This is a genomic window from Metapseudomonas otitidis (genome assembly GCF_900111835.1).
GTDB classification, from domain to species: Bacteria; Pseudomonadota; Gammaproteobacteria; order Pseudomonadales; family Pseudomonadaceae; genus Metapseudomonas; species Metapseudomonas otitidis.
Window position 1 is genome coordinate 125,520 of the sequence record NZ_FOJP01000002.1, and the last position, 19,581, is coordinate 145,100.

The window sequence follows — 19,581 nt, forward strand, 5'->3', positions numbered from 1 at the left end:
CAGGGAAGCAGCCCCACTACAAGGATCATCCGCGAGTCGACCATGAAGAAATCCGCAGGAATCGTTATTGGCGCGGCCGTTGCCGTCGCCGTCGTCAGCACCGCAGGCGCCTGGTACACCGGCAAGCAACTGCCCGGCGTGCTGGACACCTCCATCAAGGAAGCCAACGAGCAGCTGCAGCAGGCCGCACCGTCCCTGGGCGTCAGCGCCCGTGCCGAGCTGGTCTCCCTGGAGCAGGGCCTGTTCAGCAGCACCGCCCATTACCGCCTGGTCATCGGCGAGTCCGAGCTGCTGTTCGTCGACCACATCGACCACGGCCCCTTCCCGCTGAACCGCCTCAAGCGCTTCGAACTGGCGCCGGTGATGGCCGCCAGCACCTATGAGCTGGCCCCGAGCCCGCTGGTGCAGGGCTGGTTCGACGCCGCCAAGGGCGCCTCGCCGCTGGTCGGCACGGCCGCCATCGGCTACGACCGTGCCGTTTCCGGCAGCCTCGAACTCAAGCCGCTGGAAACCCAACTCGACGAGAAGAGCCACCTGGCCTTCTCCGGCCTTCGTCTGGACCTGCGCAGCAGCGCCGGTGGCGAGCGTGTGGCCGCCGTGGGCAGCATGGACAGCCTGCGCTTCGACTCCACCTCCGAAACCGGCCAGCCGGTGCAGGTGGAAATGAAGGGCCTGAGCCTGGACAGCGACCAGTCCCGCACCGAGTCCGGCCTGTACGTCGGCAAGGGTGATCTGGTGCTGAAGACCACCCGCATCCTCATCGACGGCGAACCGACGGTGACCCTGGATGACCTGTCCCAACGCCAGGACACCCGCGCCAACGGCAGCAACATCGAAGGCAGCCTGACCTTCGCCGCCGGCGTTCGCTACAAGGACAAGCCGGTGGGCAACACCGAGATGGTGTGGAGCGTGAAGAACATCGACGCCGCCGCGCTCAAGTCCCTGTCCGAGCTGTACGCCAGCGTGGTGGAAAAGGCCGGTGCCGGCGCCGAGCCCAACCTGGATGCCCTCGACGAAGCCCAGCAGAAGCAGGCCCAGGCCGACCTGGTGCGCATGCTCGACGCCAAGCCGGCCATCGCCCTGGACAAGTTCAGCTTCAAGACCGCCAACGGCGAAAGCCGCCTGAGCCTGGGCGTGCAACTGGCCAAGCCCAGCTCCTTCGAGCAAGCGCCTGACCAGGTAGCCCGCGAGATCGTCACGGGCCTGGACATGGAGCTGAGCCTGTCCAAACCGATGATCAGCGACATCGTCAGCCTGAAAGCCGCCCTGGACGGCGAGGAAGACCAGGAGCTGATCGCCCAGCAGGCCTCCATGACCACCGAGATGGCCAGCGGCATGCTGCTGTCCACCAACCTGGTGGCGCTGGAGGGCGAGACCATCCGCTCCCGCCTGCACTACGCCGACGGCCAGGTGGACTTCAACGGCAAGAAGATGACCGTGGAAGAGTTCGCCGGCATGGCCATGGCCATGGCAGGCGGCCTGGGCGGTGCCCTGGGTGCCCAGCCCGAGATGGGCGGCATGGAGGGCATGGAAGGTATGGAGGGTATGGAAGGCATGGGCGAAGGCGAGGCCGAAGAGGCCGCTCCGCAGGAGTAACCCACGCTGCAGTGCCAGAAGGCCGGCTCCCGAAAGGGGCCGGCCTTTTTTGTCGCCGGCTCAGGCCGCCGTGGACAGCTGGCTGCCCACGCGGGTGGTGTAGGCGGTGTTGCTGCTCTCGTACTGCTTGAGCAGGGAGGCCACCAGCTTGGCGTAGACATCCTGGTCGCTGCTGCTGGTGCTGTTACCAGCGCTGCTGCTGTCGGACTGGCCGAACAGCGCGCTGAGCTCATGCTGGCTGACGCTGCCATTGCCGTCGGCATCCAGTTGCCCGAACAGTTCCTCGCTGTTGCCGTCCGCAGCGCGCGGACCACCCATGCCGCCTGGCGGGGGCGGCGGCGGGGCAAGGGCGGCGCTTTCCTTGGCGCTCAGGCTGCCGTCGCCGTCGCTGTCCAGGGCGGCGAACAGTTCGCTGCTGTCCACATCGCTGTTCTCGCCCAGGGCGCTGGTCAGCTCGTCCTGGCTGATGCTGCCGTTGCCGTCGGTATCCAGCTCGCCGAACAGGTCTTCCGGCTTGCCGCCACCGGCGCCCATCGGGCCTCCACCACCGCCCGGCGGGGGAGGTGGCGGGGCGAGGGCGGCGGTCTCGTCCTGGCTGATGGAGCCGTCGCCGTTGGCATCCAGCTGGCTGAACAGGTCATCGATGTCGATGGTGAGGCTGCTGTCGCTTTCCTTGGCGCTGTCCAGCGCCGTGCTCAGCTCGTCCTTGGCGACGCTGCCGTCGCCGTTGCTGTCCAGCAGGCTGAAGAGCTTTTCCTGCACCTTGTTGCCCTGGCTCGGGGCGCAACTGCCGGCGTTGCCGCTGGCGGTGCTCCGCGCGCTGAGCGTCGAGCCATAGCTGCTGTAGCTGCTGTAGCCCGAGTAACCACTGACGCCACTGATCATGGGATCACTCCTGTGAGAGGGATGGCACGACCGGAAGAGGGTCCTCCGGTTCTCCCAGGCTCAGGGGCGGGCGTGTCGGCGGTGTGTGCGCTTTGTATCGGCGTTGCGACAGCGCGGCCGGGCTCAGTGACGGGGGATGCGCAGGGTGGCCAGCAGGCCGCCGCCGGGGTTTTCCCCCAGGGTCAGCTCGCCGCCCTGGCGACGCGCGGCTTCGCGGGCGATGGTCAGCCCCAGGCCGACGCCCCCGGAACTGCGGTTGCGGGAACCTTCCAGGCGGAAGAAGGGTTCGAACACCGCCTCGCGCTGCTCGGGGGCAATGCCGGGGCCGTGATCGCTGACCTTCACACGGACTTCGGCCGGGCTGTCCTCCAGGCGGATGACCGCGTGGCCGGCGTAGCGCAGGGCGTTCTCCACCAGGTTGCTGAGGCACGAGCGCAGGGCCATGGGCTGGGCGCGCAGGGGCGAGCAGCGGCCTTCGACGCGCACGTCGGCGCCCCGGTCCTGGGCATCCTCGGCCATGGATTCCACCAGGGCCTGGAGGTCGAACATCTGCAGCGATTCGTCGGCGCGTTGCTGGTGCAGGTAGCTGAGGGTGGCATCGAGCATGGCGATCATCTCGCCCAGGTCCTGCTCGATGCGTCCGCGCAGGTTGGCGTCCTCCACCTGTTCGACCCGCAACTTGACCCGTGCAATGGGCGTGCGCAGGTCGTGGGACACCGCAGCGAGCATGCGGCTGCGTTGGGCCACCTGTTCGCGGATGCGCGCCTGCATGCGGTTGAAGGCGTGGGCGGCCTGGCGGGTTTCCCAGGGGCCGCTTTCGGAGAGCGCGGGGCTTTCCAGGTCTTCGCTGAGGCGGTCGGCGGCGTTGGCCAGGCGGCGGATGGGGCGTGACAGCAGGCGTGCGCCGTACCAGGCGGCACCGATCAGGCAGACGAACTGGAAGGTCAGCGGCACCCAGGGGCCGCCGAACATCGGTGGGCGTGGCGGCGGGCCCTGGGTGTGAGTGGCGCCGGGTGGCGGCGGAGGAGGCGGGCCGTCGCGACCGGGGGGCTTGCCGTACTGGCTGAACCAGAGGAAGGCCAGCAGGTGGGCGAGCACGATGGCCGCCAGGAACAGGCCGAACAGCCGGGCGAACAGCGTGTCGGCCTTGCGCATCAGCCGATCTCCCGGGCGTCGAACAGGTAGCCTTCGCCGCGCACGGTCTTGATCAGGCGCGGGGACTTGGGGTCATCCCCGAGCTTCTGTCGCAGGCGCGAGACCAGCAGGTCGATGCTGCGGTCGAAGGCCTCGATGGAACGACCCCGGGCGGCATCCAGCAGCTGTTCGCGGCTGAGCACCCGGCGCGGGCGTTCGAGGAACACCCAGAGCAGGCGGAATTCGGCGTTGGACAGTGGCACCACCAGCCCCTCGGGGGAGTGCAGCTGGCGCAGCACGCCGTTGAGGCGCCAGGCGTCGAAGCGGATGCTGGCGCGCTGGTCGGCGCGCAGGCCTTCGCGGTCGTCGCGCACGCGGCGCAGGATGGTCTGGATGCGCGCCACCAGTTCGCGGGGCTCGAACGGCTTGGCCATGTAGTCATCGGCGCCCAGTTCCAGGCCGATGATGCGGTCGGTGGGTTCGCAGCGGGCGGTGAGCATGAGGATCGGGATGTCCGACTCGCTGCGCAGCCAGCGGCACAGGGAGAGGCCATCTTCACCGGGCAGCATCAGGTCCAGCACCACCACGTCGAACGGTTCGGCGGCCAGCGTCTCGCGCATGGCCTGGCCGTCGGCCACGCCCACCGCTTCGATGTTGAAGCGGGCCAGGTAGTCGCAGAGCAGGTCGCGGATCGGCACGTCGTCGTCCACCAGCAGGGCGCGGGTGCTCCAGCGGCGGGTCTCGGCAGGGGTGTTGGGCGGGTTGTGCATGGAAGGGCTGCCATCTGGCGGGGCGCCGGGCCCCGGTTGCTACGGGAGGGGCGTCGGCTCGGGGCTGGGTCGGCTGGCGCTCATGCTACTCCGCCGGGCGTGGGCCGGCCAACGCGGCGTGAGGCTCGCGCAGTGGCGTGTCCGGGGCGTGTCGGCTTTGTATCGTGCTTGATACGAAAGGCGCCGCTCGTGAGGCCGAATCATTCCGCCGTGGGCTGCTTTCCTGCGGCGGATGGGGTAGTTATGGGCGCCTCGCGCGTTACCGCACCCCGATAGAAGGACGATCCATGGAGCTTTCCACCACTCTGCTCGCCGGCTTCTGGGGCTGGCTCGCCGCCAGCAGCCTGTTGCTGGGCGCCGCCATCGGCTACTGGGTGACCCTGCCGCCGAAGGTGACGGCGTCGATCATGGCCTATGGCAGCGGGGTGCTCATCGCCGCCTTGTGCTTCGGGCAGATTCCCGAGGCCGAGCGCCTGGGCGGGCTGGGCGCGACCCTGGGCGGGATGGTGGCGGGGGGCGTGCTGTTCGTCCTGGCCAGCCAGTGGCTGGACCGCTGGGAGGCGCATCATCGTGCCCGCAGCGGCGGTGCCAGTTCCATGGCGGCGCTGTTGATCGCGGTGGGGGCTTTCCTCGACGGCATTCCCGAATCCCTCGGTCTCGGGCTTGGCCTGCTGGATGGCGGGCAGGTCAGCCTGCTGATGCTGGTGGCGATCTTCCTCTCCAACCTGCCGGAGGGCCTGGCCAGTGCCGCCGGCCTGCGCGAGGAGCAGCGCGGCGCGGGGTTCGTGTTCGGCCTGTGGGGCAGCATCGTGCTGCTGTCGGGCCTGGCGGCCATGGCTGGGCCAGGGCTGATGAGTGACCTGCCGCCGGTCTGGCTCGGCTTCGCCCTGGCGTTCTCCGCTGGTGCGGTGCTCTGCATGCTGGTGGATACGCTGATTCCCGAAGCCTTCGAGAGCACCCACGCCTGGACCGGGCTGATCACCCTGGCTGGTTTCATGACTGCCTTCGCCCTCGACCACCTCTAGGACACTTCTAAAAACTACCTGCGTTGTCATCGCGGCGTTAAAAACAGGCTCAAAATGCTCATTTACACCACGTAAACTGCGCTTTTTCGCCTGTTTTTGCCTTGCGCTGACGGCCTCGCCTACGTTTTTAGAGGCGCCCTCTAGCGGGATCACCGGGGCAGCGGCGCGCGTGGGCTTCCGCTACAATGCGCGCCGTTTTGACTTGCCAGAGAGCCCGCCCATGTCCGCCTGCCAGACGCCCATCATCGTCGCCCTCGATTTCCCCACCCGCGAAGCCGCGTTGAAGCTGGCCGACCAGCTCGACCCGACGCTGTGCCGGGTGAAGGTGGGCAAGGAGCTGTTCACCAGCTGCGCTTCGGACATCGTCGCCACCCTGCGCGAGCGCGGCTTCGAGGTGTTCCTCGACCTCAAGTTCCACGACATCCCCAACACCACCGCCATGGCCGTCAAGGCCGCTGCCGAGATGGGCGTGTGGATGGTCAACGTGCACTGCTCCGGCGGCCTGCGCATGATGGCGGCCTGCCGTGAGACCCTGGACAAGTTCAATGGGCCCAAGCCGCTGCTGATCGGCGTCACCGTGCTGACCAGCATGGAGCGCGAGGACCTGGCCGGCATCGGCCTGGACATCGAGCCCCAGGAGCAGGTGCTGCGCCTGGCGGCCCTGGCGCAGAAGGCCGGCATGGACGGCCTGGTCTGCTCGGCCCAGGAGGCACCGGCCCTCAAGGCGGCGCACCCGTCGCTGCAACTGGTCACCCCCGGCATCCGCCCGGCGGGCAGTGCTCAGGACGACCAGCGTCGCATCCTCACGCCGCGCCAGGCGCTGGACGCCGGTTCCGACTACCTGGTGATCGGCCGCCCCATCAGCCAGGCCGCCGACCCGGCCCAGGCACTGGCCGCCGTGGTGGCCGAGCTGGCCTGAGCCGGCACGAGGCGCTGATGTGAAAAAGCCCGGCTCAGGCCGGGCTTTTTCATGGGCGACTGCCAGCCGTTACCGCCTGATCTGCTTCAGCGTCTCGGCGATGAGGAAGGCCAACTCCAGGGACTGGTCGGCGTTCAGGCGCGGGTCGCAGTGGGTGTGGTAGCGGTCGGAGAGGCCGTCTTCGGTGATGGGGCGGGCGCCACCGATGCACTCGGTGACGTTCTGCCCGGTCATCTCGATGTGGATGCCGCCGGCATGGCTGCCTTCGGCCTGGTGCACCTGGAAGAACTGCTTGACCTCGGAAAGGATGATGGCGAAGTCACGGGTCTTGTAGCCGCTGGAGGCCTTGATGGTGTTGCCGTGCATCGGGTCCGAACTCCACAGCACCTTGCGGCCCTCGGCCTGCACGGTGCGGATCAGCCGCGGCAGGTGCTCGCCGACCTTCTCGGCGCCCATGCGCACGATGAGGTTGAGGCGGCCCGGGTCGTTGTCCGGGTTGAGGATGTCGATCAGGCGGATCAGGTCTTCGCTCGGCATGCTCGGACCGACCTTGACGCCGATGGGGTTGCCGACGCCGCGCAGGAACTCGACGTGGGCACCGTCCAGCTGGCGGGTGCGGTCGCCGATCCAGAGCATGTGGGCGGAGCAGTCGTACCAGCCGCCGGTGAGGCTGTCGCGGCGCACGAAGGCCTGTTCGTAGTTCAGCAGCAGTGCTTCGTGGGCGGTGAAGAAGCTCGCTTCGCGCAGTTGCGGGGCACTGTCCAGGCCGCAGGCGCGCATGAAGGCGAGGGTCTCGTCGATGCGGTCGGCGAGCTGGCTGTACTTCTCCGTCAGCGCCGAGTTGGCGATGAAGTCGAGGTTCCACTGGTGCACCTGGTGCACATCGGCGAAGCCGCCCTGGGCGAAGGCGCGCAGCAGGTTCAGGCTGGCGGTGGACTGGTGGTAGGCCTGCAGCAGGCGTTCCGGGTCGGGGATGCGGCTGGCTTCGTCGAAGCCGATGCCGTTGACGATGTCGCCCCGGTAGGCGGGCAGGGTGACGCCACCGATGGTCTCGTCATTGGCCGAGCGCGGCTTGGCGAACTGGCCGGCCATGCGCCCCACCTTCACCACCGGGCAGCCGGCGGCGAAGGTCATGACGATGGCCATCTGCAGCAGCACCTTGAAGGTGTCGCGGATCTTCGCGGCGGAGAACTCGGCGAAGCTCTCGGCGCAGTCGCCACCCTGCAGCAGGAAGGCGCGCCCTTCGGTGACCTCGGCGAACTGCCGGCGCAGTTCGCGGGCCTCGCCGGCGAACACCAGCGGCGGGTAGCTGGCCAGGGTCTGCTCGACTTGGGCCAGGCGGGCGGCATCGGGGTAGACAGGTTGTTGCAGGATGGGCCGGGTTCTCCAGCTGTCCGGGCTCCAGGGGGCGTGGTGCGAGGTGTCGTTCATCGAGGGCTCGAAAGGGGCGGGCGGGGCGATGGCGAATGGTAACCGAAAGCCCCGCCGGCCCGCGATCAGGCCGGGGCGTGTCGCCCTTGCGGGGCATCGGCCAGGTCGCGGCGCAGGGCGTCGATGTGCTGGCGCAGGGCGGCGCGGTAGCTGTCCTTGTGTACGTAGTAGGCCATGCGCGCCAGGGGCAGGTAGGCGTAGCCGCCGTCCACGCGCTGGCCGGCTCGCTCGGCCTTGGTCCGGGCCAGGTGTTCGGCGGAGGCGGCGCCGGCCTGGCGCTGGCGGATGAACAGCGCCACCAGCTCGGCCTGCTCCGCGCGGCCCTGCCAGCCCAGGCCGGAGGCCTCGACCATGCCGAGCATGAACAGGTTGTCGTACCGGGGATGGAAGATGTTCAGGTACAGCGCCGGCGCGTCGGCGTCCTCGCGCCAGTTCAGCGCGTCGCGGCTGATGAAGGGGTAGTCCAGGCGGTAGCCGGTGGCTTGCAGGATGAGGTCGTAGTCGCCCCGCTGGCCGTCGCTGAAGGTGACGCCGTGGCCTTCGACCGCCTGCACGTCGGGGCGCGCACGGATGTCGCCATGGCCGAGGTGGTGCAGTACCAGAGAGTTCACCACCGGGTGCGCCTCGTAGAGCCGGTAGTCCGGGTCGGGCAGGCCGTAGTCCGAGGGCTTGCCGATCAGCGCGCGCACCAGGGCGGCGTCGAGGCGCTGCTTGAGCGGGCGAGGCAGCTTCACTGCGCCGCCGAAGGTGTCGATGGGCCGGCCGAGCAGGAATTTGGGCAGGAAGTAGTAGCCCCGGCGTACCGAGAGGTCCACCGAGCGGGCGCGGTGCACCGCGTCCACGGCGATGTCACAGGCGGAGTTGCCGCAGCCGATCACCAGCACGCGCTTGCCCTCGAATACCGCCGCCGAGCGGTACTGCGCCGAATGCAGCTGCTCGCCGGCGAAGTGGCCCGGCAGCGGCGGCTGGTTGGGGGTGTGCAGCGTGCCGCTGGCGATCAGCACTCCGTCCACCTGCCACTCCCGTGCCTGGCCCGCCTGGCGAGTGCGTACGCGCCAGCCTTCGCCCTGGGGCTCGATGCGTTCCACCGTGGTGCCGAACTGGTAGTGCCCATGCAGGCCGAAGTGCCGCGCGTAGTCGTGGAAGTAGCGGCGCATCTCGCGGTGGTGCGGGTAGGGCGCCACGTCGTCGGCCATGGGGAATTCGCTGAACTCGGTGGTGCGCTTCGAGGAGATCAGGTGCGCCGATTCGTAGAGCGTGCTGTGGGGGTTTTCGATGTCCCAGAGCCCGCCGACGTCCTGGTGCTGCTCGAAGCCGACGAAGGGAATGCCGTGGCGTTGCAGCTGGCGGGCCGCGCTCAGGCCGGCGGGGCCGGCGCCGATGATGGCGTACATGGGGAAAGCACCTCTTGGCTGGTATTCTTCTCGGGCTTTTTTGCCGGGCCTTGGCCTGGACGGATTATGGCGAGGTGCGTGCACTTCGCTTCAATGGCAAACGGCGCCGTTGTGGCGCGACCCTGGTGCGAATTGTCACAGGGCGTGGGGAGAGGGGATGCGCGAGGAGCGATTGCTCGCCGAGGTGCACGATGCCTTCGGCGTGATCCGGGTACTGGAAGTGGGCGACTACCGCTTCCTCGAATTCGGCGAGGCGGTGGAGCAGAGCTGTGTCTTCACCGCCGATCCCAGTTGGCTGGAGTACGACTACACCCGCGCCATGCTGGTGGGGGCGCTGTGCCACGAGGCGCCGGAGAGCGCGCTGTTCCTCGGCCTGGGCGCTGGCACCCTGACCCAGGCGTGCATGAAGTTCCTGCCGCTGGATGACGTGGAAGTGGTGGAGCTGCGCCCGGACGTGCCGCGCCTCGCCATGGAGTACCTGGGGCTGGACGACGACCCGCGCCTGACGGTGCGGATCGGCGATGCCCTGGAGCTGCTGCCGACGACCGAGACGGCCGACCTGATCTTCGTCGACCTCTACACCGACACCGGCCCGGGCGTTGGCCACCTGGCCTGGCGCTTCCTGGAGGACTGCCAGAAGCGCCTCAACCCGGGCGGCTGGTTGGTGATCAACCAGTGGGCCGGCGACGATGGCCGCCCGTTGGGAGCAGCGCTGCTGCGCGGGCTGTTCCACCGTCACTACTGGGAGTGTCCGGTGAAGGAGGGCAACGTGGTGCTGATCATCCCGGCGGACCTGGACCAGCACCTCGACCAGACGGCCCTCCGAGCCCGCGCCGAAGCCCTGGCGCCGCGCCTGGGCTACTCCCTGCAACCGCTGCTGGACGTGCTCCGCGAGGCCACCTGAGCCGCGCGGGAGCCAGCGTCATGGCCGAGGGTGATCGAAAGTCTGACTTGCCGGTCGGAATTCATTATCCTGCGGCCTCCAACTTGCTGTGCCGTACAACCCATCACTAAGAAGGACAATCCAAATGGCTCAAGTAACCCTCAAGGGCAACCCGGTTTCCGTCGACGGCCAACTGCCGGCCAAGGGCGCCCAGGCGCCGGCGTTCAGCCTGGTTGGCAGCAACCTGGCCGACGTGACCCTGGCCAGCCTGGCCGGCAAGCGCAAGGTGCTGAACATCTTCCCGAGCGTGGACACCCCCACCTGTGCCACCTCCGTGCGCAAGTTCAACGCCGAAGCCAGCAAGCTGGCCAACACCGTGGTGCTGTGCATTTCCGCTGACCTGCCGTTTGCCCAGAGCCGCTTCTGCGGTGCCGAAGGCCTGGAGAACGTGATCAACCTGTCCACCATGCGTGGCGCCCAGTTCCTCAAGGACTATGGCGTGGCCATCTCCAGCGGCCCCCTGGCCGGCGTCGCCGCCCGTGCCGTGGTGGTGCTGGACGAGAACGACAAGGTGCTGCACAGCGAGCTGGTCGCCGAGATCGCCGACGAGCCGAACTACGCGGCTGCCATCGCCGCCCTCTGAGCGTGCGGTGAATGAAGAAGGGAGGCCTTGGGCCTCCCTTTTTTGTGGGTGCTCGCTTGGCGTTCGGGGCATTGCTGCCCCGGCAGCCGTGGGGCATCAGTCAGCCAGGTTCTGCGCTTCCCGCTCGCGGTTGCGGGGCTTGGGGGCGAAGCGGGCGGCCAGGCGCATGGAGGTGGTGACCAGGCGCTGGTAGAGGGTCGGCAGCAGGCGCTGCATGCCGTCCAGGGCCCAGGCGTCGGCGCCGATGAGGATGCGTCGGCTGTCGCGCAGCACGCCGCGCAGGATCACCGAGGCGGCCTTGTCGGGGGTGGTGCGCAGCAGCTGGTCGTTGAACTGCTTGCGGGCCTGGTCGGCCTCCTGGCCGGTGACGCGGGCGAGGCTGGCGTTCATGCGCGCGGTCTTGGCGATGTTGGTCTTGATGCCGCCGGGGTGCACGCAGCTGGCGGAGACGCCGCAGCCTTCCATGTCCAGCTCCTGGCGCAGGGCTTCGGTGAAGCCGCGCACGGCGAACTTGGTGGCGTTGTAGGCGCTCATGCCCGGCTGGGCGAACAGGCCGAACACGCTGGAGACGTTGACCACGTGGCCTTCGCCGGTGGCCTTGATGTGCGGCAGGAAGGCCTTGGTGCCGTGCATCACGCCCCAGAAGTTGATGTTCATGATCCATTCGTACTCGGCGTAGTCGCTGCCTTCGACGGTGCCGGCGTGGGCGACACCGGCGTTGTTGAAGATCAGGTTGACGTGGCCATGGTCGAGCACCACTTGGTCGGCCCAGGCGTGCATGGCTTCGCGGTCGGCGACGTTGACCGGGGTGTGGGTGACCGTGACGCCGAGCTTGCGGGCCTGATCGGCGGTTTCCGCCAGGCCTTCGACATTCACGTCGGACAGGGCCAGGTGGCAGCCCTGGCGGGCGAGGGCGTAGGCCAGGGCGCGGCCGATGCCGGAGCCGGCGCCGGTGATGGCGGCCACTTTGTTCTCGAAGGACTTCATGCGGTCACCTCCTGCGGGGCGGCGTTCTGGAAGGCCAGGGGCCCCTGGCCGGCGTGGACCGGCTGCTGCCGGCTGAAGTGGTAGGCGGCGGGGTCGAAGTTGCGGGTCAGCAGGCGGAAGCGCCAGGTGAAGCCGGGCCAGACGGTGCAGTTGCGGCCGCTGACCGGGTGGATGTACCAGCTCATACAGCCGCCGGCGTTCCACACGGTGTTGCCGAGGCTGCCCTGGAGCTTGCCGTTGAAGCGGTCCTGGACGTCGCGCTTGACCTCCAGGCTCTGCAGGTGGCGGGTCTTGAGCAGGTCGAGGGCGCCGAGCACGTAGTGAATCTGCGATTCGATCATGTAGACCATGGAGTTGTGGCCAAGGCCGGTGTTGGGGCCCATGAGGAAGAACAGGTTGGGGAAGCCGGCGGTGAGGGTGCCCTTGTAGGCTTCCGGACCTTGCGGCCAGGTGTCGAGCAGGTCGACGCCGCCCCGGCCGAACACCACGCCGCGTGGCAGCGGGTCGCTGGGGGTGAAACCGGTGCCGTAGATGATGGCGTCCACGGTGCGCTCCTGGCCGTCACGGGTGACGATGCTGTTGGCGCGGATCTCCTGGATGCCGTCGGTGATGACGTCGACGTTCGGCTGGTTGAGGGCCGGGTAGTAGTCGTTGGAGATGAGCACGCGCTTGCAGCCCATGGTGTAGTCGGGCGTGACCTTGGCGCGCAGGGCGGGGTCGTTGATCTTGCGCTTGATGTAGTGCTTGGCATACAGCTCGGCGAGCTTCATCACTTTGGGGGTCAGGGCGAAGCCGACCACGCGGCTTTCCAGCACGGTGTAGATGAGGCCGCGCCAGAGCTTCTGCGCCAGGGGGAAGCTGCGGAAGCGGTTACGCTCGCGCTCGCTGATGGCGCGGTCCGGCTTGGGCATCACCCAGGGGGCGGTGCGCTGGTAGAGGTCGAGGTGGGCGACCTGCTTCTGGATCTGCGGGACGAACTGGATGGCGGAGGCGCCGGTGCCGATCACGGCGACACGCTTGCCGGTGAGGTCGTAGTCGTGGTCCCACTGCTGGGAGTGGAAGCTCTTGCCGGTGAAGTTCTCCATGCCCGGCAGGTGGGGAATGGAGGGAGTGGACAGGGCGCCCATGCCGGACACCACGAATTGAGCGGTGTAGTGGTTGCCGGCAGCGTCTTCGATCTGCCAGATCTCCTGCTCGTCACTCCAGGCCAGGCGCTTGATCTCGGTTTCCAGCAGGGTCTTGTCCTGCAGGCGGTACTTCTCCCAGCAGCGTTCCAGGTAGGCCTTGATCTCGCCCTGCTTGGCGAACATGCGCGTCCATTCCGGGTTCGGCTCGAAGGAGAAGGAGTAGAGGTGGGATTGCACGTCGCAACCGCAGCCCGGGTAGTTGTTGACCCGCCAGGTGCCGCCGACGCCGGCCTCTTTCTCGAACATGAGGAAGTCGTTCTCGCCGGTCTGCTTGAGGCGGATGGCCATGCCGAGGCCGGAGAAGCCGGAGCCGATGATGGCGATCTTGCAGTGACGGGCAGGGGGTGTGGGCGTGACGGGCGCGTTCATGGAGAGGCTCCTGTTATGATTGTTTTCGCGTATACAGCTGTATACCAATGTAGACATCTGTATACTCGCCAGCAAGCCATTCCCGGACAACCAACCTAAGGTAGGGCCAGACATGGATTCAGTGGTCGATGAGGAGCAGCTGGCTCCGGATCGCACCCCTCCCGCCCCCGGCAAACGCCTGCTGATGGAGGCGGCGCTGCGACTGTCGTCCCAGAGCCGCAGCCTGAGCAGCCTGGGCCTGCGCGAACTGGCGCGCGAGGCGGGGCTCAACCCCAACACCTTCTATCGCCACTTCAAGGACGTGGATGACCTGGGGTTGGCGATCATCCGCAGCATTTCCAGCGAGCTGCGCCAACCTCTGCGCGACCTGCGCCGTGAGGCTGCGGAGCGTGCGGTGCAGGCGAGCGGGCCGGCATCGCCACAGTTGCTGGGCATCGACATGGGGCGGGGGCGGCGGGTCTGTCACGAGACGGTGGATCTGTTCTTCGATTTCGTGGCGGGGCACGCCGAGGCCTTCATCATCGGTGTGCGCGAATTGCACGGTGCCTCGCCGGTACTGCGCGAGGCGCTGCGGCAGGTAATGGACGAGTTCGCCGAGGACATGGCCGAGGACATCATCGAGTTCCGCCTGCTGCCGGCCCAGGTGAGCGAGGGGGTGGTGCGGCGGGTGTCCAGCCTGATCAGTCGCAACCTGTTCCAGATGTCCCTGGACTTCATCGGCGAGCCCGAGCGGCAGGCGGAGATTCGCCAGGAGGCGGAGGAGCAGATTCTCTACTTGTTCACCGGTGCAGCGGTGTTGCAGAGCCTGGAGGCGATGGGCCTCTGAGTGGCTTGCGCTGAGACGGAAAAGCCCGGCGATGCCGGGCTTTTTCATGGGCGGACGGTGGCTCAGCCGGTGAAGCCGAGGCGTTCCTTCCAGCGGCTTTCCAGGGCCTTGGTTTCATGGTCGAAGGGATGGAAGCCAGGACGGTAGTAGTCCAGGTAGGGCTTGATCATGCGCGGGAAGTAGCCGGTGCGCGGGCCGAACAGGGTCTTCAGGCCGCGGGCCCAGCTGCGCAGGTTGAACAGTTGGCCGTCCTTGCGCAGCAGGTGGAACTGGAAGGCGCCGATTACGCCGATGAACATCACGCTGGTGAGTGCCATGGTGATGACGCGCTCGAAGTAGCCGCCACCGACCGCCATGTAGGCGTCGTAGCACACGGCCTTGTGTTCGTTCTCTTCGACGGCGTGCCACATCCACAGTTGGTACATCCGGGTGTCGTCCATCTGGGTGCTGAGGTCTTCGCGGCGCAGCAACTGCTCGGCCATGGTGGCGGTGAAGTGTTCCAGGGCGCAGGTGGCTGCCAGTCGCTGGCGCTTGGTGGTGAAGCGGGTGACCCATTCGAGCAGCACCTTGATGCGCAGCTCAAGGCGCTCCAGGTCGATGCCGTGCTCGGCGGCGTAGTCGTTGTAGGTGGCATGTTCCTTGGAGTGCATGGCCTCCTGGCCGATGAAGGCGCTGATGTCCTTTTGCAGCTGCGGGTCGCTGATCTGGTCGCGGACGGCGCGCACGCTGTCGACGAAGAACTTCTCGCCATAAGGGAACAGCGAGGACAGGTTGTTCATGAAGTGGCTCATGAAGGGATCACCGCTCCACCAGTATTTCTGGGTCCTGGCGAAGCTGAAGTCCATGCGGCGGACGGGGAAGTTGGCCTTGGGCAGGTTGGCGGTTGCGGTGGTCATGCGTGGATCCTCTCGATTGGGAGCCGTCCCATGTTGTTGTCTGGCTTTGGGTGACACGTTCGACTGTGTCATTGATCGATGTAACTGTTGAGGATTAACGCAGGTTTTGCCCGCTGGCGCGGACCAACTTTCGGCGGGTCGTGATGGGCTGAGGCGTAGGGGAGGGGATGCGGAGGTGGGAAGACGGGCCGCGCGAGGACGGCCCGGAGGGCGATTACTTTTCGTCGAGGCGGAAGGCGGTGAGGGCGAAGGTGGGAATGCCGGCGTCCTGCAGGCGCTCGGAGCCGCCCAGTTCCGGCAGGTCGATGATGGCGGCGGCCTCGACCACCCTGGCGCCCATGCGGCGTACGAGGCTGGCGGCGGCGAGCAGGGTGCCGCCGGTGGCGATCAGGTCATCGAAGATCAGGACCTTGTCGCCGTCGCACAGGCTGTCGGCATGCACTTCGAGGAAGGCTTCGCCGTATTCGGTCTGGTAGCCCTCGGCGAGCACGTCGGCCGGCAGCTTGCCCTGCTTGCGGAACAGCACCAGGGGCTTGTTCAGGGCGTAGGCGACGATCGAGCCGATCAGGAAGCCCCGGGCGTCCATGGCGCCGATGTGGCTGAAGTCCGCCTCCACGTAACGCTGGACGAAGCTGTCCACCACCAGGCGCAGGCCGCGCGGGGACTGGAAGAGCGGGGTGATGTCGCGGAACACCACGCCGGGCTTGGGGAAGTCCACCACGGGACGGATCAGGGTCTTGATATCGAGGGCGTCGAAGTTCATCGCAACAGCCTGCTGGAGGAGGTGAGAGGAAAGGAACGTGCCGGCGGGCGCCGGCACGGTGGATCAGCCTTCGATGCTGCCGCCGGCGAGGGCGCAGAGCTCGATGGGGTCGAGGATGTGGACTTCCTTGCCTTCGGCGGCGATCAGGTTGCCCTGCTGGAAGCGGGTGAACACGCGGGAGACAGTCTCAACCGCCAGGCCGAGGTAGTTGCCGATCTCGTTGCGCGACATGGCCAGGCGGAACTGGTTGGCCGAGAAACCACGGGCGCGGAAGCGGGCGGACAGGTTGACCAGGAAGGTGGCGATGCGCTCGTCGGCGGTCTTCTTGGAGAGCAGCAGCATCATCTGCTGGTCGTCGCGGATCTCGCGGCTCATCACGCGCATCAGCTGGCGGCGCAGTTGCGGCAGCTGGACGGACAGTTCGTCGAGGCGCTCGAAGGGGATCTCGCAGACCGAGGTGGTTTCCAGCGCCTGGGCGGAAACCGGGTACAGCTCGGTGTCCATGCCGGACAGGCCGACCAGTTCGCTGGGCAGGTGGAAGCCGGTGATCTGCTCTTCACCCGAGTCGGTCAGGCCGAAGGTCTTCAGGGCGCCGGAGCGCACGGCGAATACCGACTCGAAAGTGTCGCCCTGGCGGAACAGGAAGTCGCCTTTCTTCAGGGGGCGGCCACGCTTGACGATTTCGTCGAGCGAGTCCATGTCCTCCATGTTCAGCGAAAGGGGCAGGCACAGGGCGGCGAGGCTGCAGTCCTTGCAGTGGGCCTGGGGCAGGTTGCGCGCCTTGATGATCTCGGACATCCAGGTTTCCTTCATGGCAAACACGTAGAAGGCGTAAGGGTAACGCAGGCCGGGGGCCGAGGGCCAGAAAAACGCCTCCTGCGAAACGACTCAAGTTCATCCGTGCAGTGCCGAAAACCTGGCGTGATTACGAGGGAGTGCATGTCATGAGGATCGACATTTCCGGCTGGCCCTTCTCCAGCCAGCATGCCACGGCGCTCCGTAGCGCCAAGGCCGAGGGTGCGCAGGAGACGGCCCAGACGGAAGAGGCCAAGGCAGCCGGCAGTGCCACTGCTGCCGAGCAGCCTGGTGTGAAGGTAAGCCTCTCCAAGGAAGGGGTGGCGCGTTCCGAAGGGACGGGCAAGAACGATGACATCGACGAGAGCGGCCTGCCGGATGTCATCAAGCAGATCCTCAAGATGATCCGCCGCTTGCGGGAGCAGGTGCAGGAGAAGCAGAAGGAGCTGCAGGAGGTGGCGACGGACAGCAGCCTGGACGAGGAAACCCGCAAGCTGCGTCAGCAACAACTGCGTGGCGAATTGGCCAGCCTTAACTCCGCGCTGACCACGGCGCTGGTCAACCTGCGCAAGGCAATGAAGGAGTCGAAGCTCAGCGATGAGCAGTCGGTCAAGGCGATGAGCCTGGCCATGAAGTGAGTCAAAGGCCCGCCCCGTTCGGGGCGGGTTTCTTCAGATCACCCGGGAGAAACGCTGGGTGGTTTCCGGGGTGAGGTAGTGGTCGAACAGCATGCACACCGAGCGCACCAGCAGCCGGCCGGTGGGCTGGATGTCGATGCGGCGATCGGTGAGGCTGATCAGCCCGTCCCGCGCCATGGCTTCGAGCTGGGGCCACACGGCGTCGAAGTACCCCCTGAACTCGATGTTGTAGCGCGATTCGATCATCTCGAAATCCAGCTCGAACTCGCAGATCAGTTGCTGGATCACGGCGCGGCGGATGCGGTCGTCCTCATTGCATGACAGGCCCCGGCGAGTGGCCAGTTGATCGGCACCGAGGGTTTCCTGGTAGGTGTTGAGGTTGCTGTCGTTCTGGCAGTACAGGTCGCCGACCTGGCTGATGGCAGAGACGCCCAGGCCGATCAGGTCGCAGTGGCCATGGGTGGTGTAGCCCTGGAAATTGCGTTGCAGGCGGCCGTCTTCCTGCGCGATGGAGAGCTCGTCGTCGGGCAGGGCGAAGTGGTCCATGCCGATGTAGCGGTAGCCGGCCCGGGTCAGCTGCTCGATGCTGCCCTGGAGCATTTCCAGCTTGTGGGCCGGGCTGGGCAGCTCTTCGCTGCGGATGCGCCGCTGGGGCATGAAGCGTTCCGGCAGGTGGGCGTAGTTGAAGACCGAGAGGCGGTCGGGTTGGAGCGCGATCACCTCTGCGACGGTACGGGCGAAGCTCTCCGGAGTCTGTCGCGGCAGGCCGTAGATCAGGTCGATGTTCACCGAGCGGAACTGCAGGGTCCGGGCCGCTTCGATGATGCCGCGGGTCTCGGACAGGCTCTGCAGGCGGTTCACCGCGAGCTGCACGGACGGATCGAGGTCCTGCACGCCCAGGCTGACGCGGTTGAAGCCCAGCTCACGCAGCAGGCCCATGGTGGACCAGTCGGCTTCGCGCGGGTCGATCTCGATGCCGTAGTCGCCCGAGTCGTCGTCCAGCAGGTTGAAGTGCTTGCGCAGATGGCCCATCAGGCGGCGCAGCTCGTCATGGCTGAGAAAGGTGGGGGTGCCGCCGCCGAAGTGCAGTTGTTCCACCCGTTGCTGCGGGTCGAGGTGGCAGGCGATGAGTTCGATCTCGCGCTCGAGCTTCTCCAGGTAGGGGAGGGCGCGGCCCCGGTCCTTGGTGATGACCTTGTTGCAGGCGCAGTAGTAGCAGATGTTCGCGCAGAACGGGACGTGGACGTAAAGCGACAGCGGGCGCTGCGCCTTGCGGCTGTCGCGCAGGGCGTGCAGCAGGTCGAAGGAGCCGATGCGATCGTTGAATTGCACGGCTGTGGGGTAGGAGGTGTAGCGGGGGCCTGCCGCGTCGTAGCGGCGGATCAGGCCGGAGTCCCAGCGGATATCGTCGAGCATGCGGGCAATCCAGGATCAGCAGTCAGTGGCGCGAGTCTAGGTGCCGCCCGGCCATGGCTTGTTGATCTGAGTCATGCTGTCGCAGAGCCCCGCCGCATGGGGTTGAGCGGTTCTACAGGAGGGCTTAGTGCCCCATCAACCAGTGCTGGTGCGGACCGGGAAGCGTCCAGATGCCGAACAGGATCACCAGCACGCCGCCGGCGATGCGGATACCGCGCTTGCGCAGCAGGGCGGTCAGGCGTTCAGCGGCCAGGCCCGTTGCCAGCATCACCGGCCAGGTGCCGAGGCCGAAGGCGAGCATGAGCAGCGCGCTGTCGCTGGCCGAACCCTGGCTCGCCGACCAGAGCAGGGTGCTGTAGACCAGGCCGCACGGCAGCCAGCCCCAGAGCGCGCCGAGCAGCAGGGCGCGGGGCAGTGTGGAGACCGGCAGCAGGCGGCTCGCCACGGGCTGGATGTGGCGCCAGAGGCCGCGTCCCAGTGCTTCGATGCGGGTCAGGCCGCTCCACCAGCCGGCCAGGTAGAGGCCCATGCACACCAGCAGCAGGCCGGCCACCACGCGCATTGCCAGTGCTGCCGGGCTGTTGGCCACGGCCCAGCCGGCCAGGCCGATGAGCAGGCCGGCCGTGGCGTAGCTGAGGATGCGTCCGAGGTTGTAGGCCAGCAGCAGGCGCAGGCGGCGGGCGCGCTGCTCCGGCGGGATGGCCAGGGTCAGAGCGCCCATCAGGCCGCCGCACATGCCGATGCAGTGACCACCGCCCAGTAGGCCGAGAATCAGTGCCGACACCAGTTGTGGGGCGAGTTCAGGCACCGTCGCGGTCCTTGTCCTGCTCGGCGTTTTCGGCTTCGTCCGCCTCGGCGATGCCGGCCTTGTGGCTGGGGTCTTCATCATCGAAGAGGATGCTGTGGGCGGGGCCGTCGAGGTCGTCGTACTGGCCGCTGTCCACTGCCCAGAAGAACAACCAGATGGCGAAGCCCACCAGGCCGATGGCGACGGGAATGAGGATGTAGAGCGCAGGCATCGGGA

20 protein-coding genes are annotated in these 19,581 nt (G+C 67.3%); 7 read left to right on the plus strand and 13 right to left on the minus strand.

The genetic code is table 11. The features are described from left to right. The first annotated feature begins 42 nt into the window (after nt 1-42). Nucleotides 43-1,596 (plus strand): YdgA family protein, encoded by a 1,554-nt coding sequence (locus BM198_RS03125; protein ID WP_074967711.1) that lies wholly within the window; start codon nt 43-45, stop codon nt 1,594-1,596. A 60-nt stretch (nt 1,597-1,656) separates the two neighbouring features. On the opposite strand, the gene xopAW is transcribed toward BM198_RS03125, so the two are convergent. The 3 genes from xopAW to BM198_RS03140 form a co-directional block, all read right to left on the minus strand. Then, a complete protein-coding gene (xopAW, locus tag BM198_RS03130; RefSeq protein WP_074967713.1) occupies nt 1,657-2,481 on the minus strand; it encodes a XopAW family type III secretion system calcium-binding effector in 825 nt (274 codons plus the stop codon). Nucleotides 2,482-2,604: 123 nt separating this feature from the next. Then, nucleotides 2,605-3,639 (minus strand): ATP-binding protein, encoded by a 1,035-nt coding sequence (locus tag BM198_RS03135; RefSeq protein ID WP_139233556.1) that lies wholly within the window; start codon nt 3,637-3,639, stop codon nt 2,605-2,607. After that, nucleotides 3,636-4,385, minus strand: a complete 750-nt coding sequence (locus BM198_RS03140; protein WP_074967717.1) for a response regulator — start codon at nt 4,383-4,385, stop codon at nt 3,636-3,638. Before BM198_RS03140 ends, BM198_RS03135 begins: the two co-directional genes overlap by 4 nt. Before the next feature lie 287 nt (nt 4,386-4,672). Between BM198_RS03140 and BM198_RS03145 the strand changes: the two genes are divergently transcribed. Continuing rightward, the gene (locus BM198_RS03145) at nt 4,673-5,410 is read left to right on the plus strand and encodes a ZIP family metal transporter (protein WP_074967720.1); all 738 of its coding nucleotides are present in this window, start codon (nt 4,673-4,675) and stop codon (nt 5,408-5,410) included. Nucleotides 5,411-5,630: 220 nt separating this feature from the next. Beyond that, on the plus strand, nt 5,631-6,329 hold the full coding sequence (pyrF, locus tag BM198_RS03150; RefSeq protein WP_074967722.1) for an orotidine-5'-phosphate decarboxylase: 699 nt from the start codon (nt 5,631-5,633) through the stop codon (nt 6,327-6,329). A gap of 69 nt (nt 6,330-6,398) precedes the next feature. Here the strand turns inward: pyrF and BM198_RS03155 are convergent, their stop codons facing one another. Both BM198_RS03155 and BM198_RS03160 read right to left on the minus strand, forming a co-directional pair. Continuing rightward, nucleotides 6,399-7,760, minus strand: a complete 1,362-nt coding sequence (locus BM198_RS03155) for a class II 3-deoxy-7-phosphoheptulonate synthase (protein ID WP_074967724.1) — start codon at nt 7,758-7,760, stop codon at nt 6,399-6,401. Between the two features lie 65 nt (nt 7,761-7,825). Then, on the minus strand, nt 7,826-9,154 hold the full coding sequence (locus BM198_RS03160; protein ID WP_074967726.1) for a flavin-containing monooxygenase: 1,329 nt from the start codon (nt 9,152-9,154) through the stop codon (nt 7,826-7,828). Nucleotides 9,155-9,311: 157 nt separating this feature from the next. On the opposite strand from BM198_RS03160, the gene BM198_RS03165 reads away from it, so the two are divergent. Further along, nucleotides 9,312-10,058 carry a spermidine synthase gene (locus BM198_RS03165; RefSeq protein ID WP_074967728.1) on the plus strand — a complete coding sequence of 249 codons (747 nt, stop codon included), beginning with the start codon at nt 9,312-9,314 and terminating at the stop codon, nt 10,056-10,058. A 124-nt stretch (nt 10,059-10,182) separates the two neighbouring features. Continuing rightward, on the plus strand, nt 10,183-10,680 hold the full coding sequence (gene tpx, locus BM198_RS03170; protein ID WP_044400399.1) for a thiol peroxidase: 498 nt from the start codon (nt 10,183-10,185) through the stop codon (nt 10,678-10,680). A gap of 96 nt (nt 10,681-10,776) precedes the next feature. Here tpx and BM198_RS03175 read toward each other — a convergent pair whose 3' ends face one another. After that, the gene (locus BM198_RS03175) at nt 10,777-11,667 is read right to left on the minus strand and encodes an SDR family NAD(P)-dependent oxidoreductase (protein WP_074967730.1); all 891 of its coding nucleotides are present in this window, start codon (nt 11,665-11,667) and stop codon (nt 10,777-10,779) included. Continuing rightward, entirely contained in the window at nt 11,664-13,223 is a 1,560-nt protein-coding gene (locus BM198_RS03180; RefSeq protein ID WP_074967732.1) for a flavin-containing monooxygenase, read from the minus strand. Before BM198_RS03180 ends, BM198_RS03175 begins: the two co-directional genes overlap by 4 nt. Before the next feature lie 112 nt (nt 13,224-13,335). Here BM198_RS03180 and BM198_RS03185 point away from each other — a divergent pair, with 112 nt between their 5' ends. After that, complete coding sequence (locus BM198_RS03185) at nt 13,336-14,049, plus strand: TetR family transcriptional regulator (protein ID WP_139233557.1); 714 nt, start codon at nt 13,336-13,338, stop codon at nt 14,047-14,049. 62 nt (nt 14,050-14,111) lie between these two features. Here the strand turns inward: BM198_RS03185 and BM198_RS03190 are convergent, their stop codons facing one another. The 3 genes from BM198_RS03190 to fnr all read right to left on the minus strand — a co-directional run bounded on the left by BM198_RS03190 (nt 14,112) and on the right by fnr (nt 16,506). Then, nucleotides 14,112-14,945: a metal-dependent hydrolase gene (locus BM198_RS03190; RefSeq protein WP_074967734.1), complete on the minus strand. Its 834-nt coding sequence runs from the start codon at nt 14,943-14,945 to the stop codon at nt 14,112-14,114. A 214-nt stretch (nt 14,946-15,159) separates the two neighbouring features. Continuing rightward, nucleotides 15,160-15,708 (minus strand): adenine phosphoribosyltransferase, encoded by a 549-nt coding sequence (locus BM198_RS03195; protein WP_044400411.1) that lies wholly within the window; start codon nt 15,706-15,708, stop codon nt 15,160-15,162. Between the two features lie 63 nt (nt 15,709-15,771). Then, nucleotides 15,772-16,506 carry a fumarate/nitrate reduction transcriptional regulator Fnr gene (gene fnr / locus BM198_RS03200; protein WP_044400414.1) on the minus strand — a complete coding sequence of 245 codons (735 nt, stop codon included), beginning with the start codon at nt 16,504-16,506 and terminating at the stop codon, nt 15,772-15,774. 146 nt (nt 16,507-16,652) lie between these two features. On the opposite strand from fnr, the gene BM198_RS03205 reads away from it, so the two are divergent. Then, on the plus strand, nt 16,653-17,141 hold the full coding sequence (locus BM198_RS03205) for a hypothetical protein (RefSeq protein ID WP_233473250.1): 489 nt from the start codon (nt 16,653-16,655) through the stop codon (nt 17,139-17,141). A gap of 33 nt (nt 17,142-17,174) precedes the next feature. On the opposite strand, the gene hemN is transcribed toward BM198_RS03205, so the two are convergent. From hemN to ccoS, 3 genes are all read right to left on the minus strand, one after another. Beyond that, nucleotides 17,175-18,557 (minus strand): oxygen-independent coproporphyrinogen III oxidase, encoded by a 1,383-nt coding sequence (hemN, locus tag BM198_RS03210; RefSeq protein ID WP_044400420.1) that lies wholly within the window; start codon nt 18,555-18,557, stop codon nt 17,175-17,177. Nucleotides 18,558-18,681: 124 nt separating this feature from the next. Then, on the minus strand, nt 18,682-19,365 hold the full coding sequence (locus BM198_RS03215; RefSeq protein ID WP_074967736.1) for a sulfite exporter TauE/SafE family protein: 684 nt from the start codon (nt 19,363-19,365) through the stop codon (nt 18,682-18,684). Further along, a complete protein-coding gene (ccoS, locus tag BM198_RS03220; protein WP_044400426.1) occupies nt 19,358-19,576 on the minus strand; it encodes a cbb3-type cytochrome oxidase assembly protein CcoS in 219 nt (72 codons plus the stop codon). Before ccoS ends, BM198_RS03215 begins: the two co-directional genes overlap by 8 nt. Nucleotides 19,577-19,581: the final 5 nt, after the last annotated feature.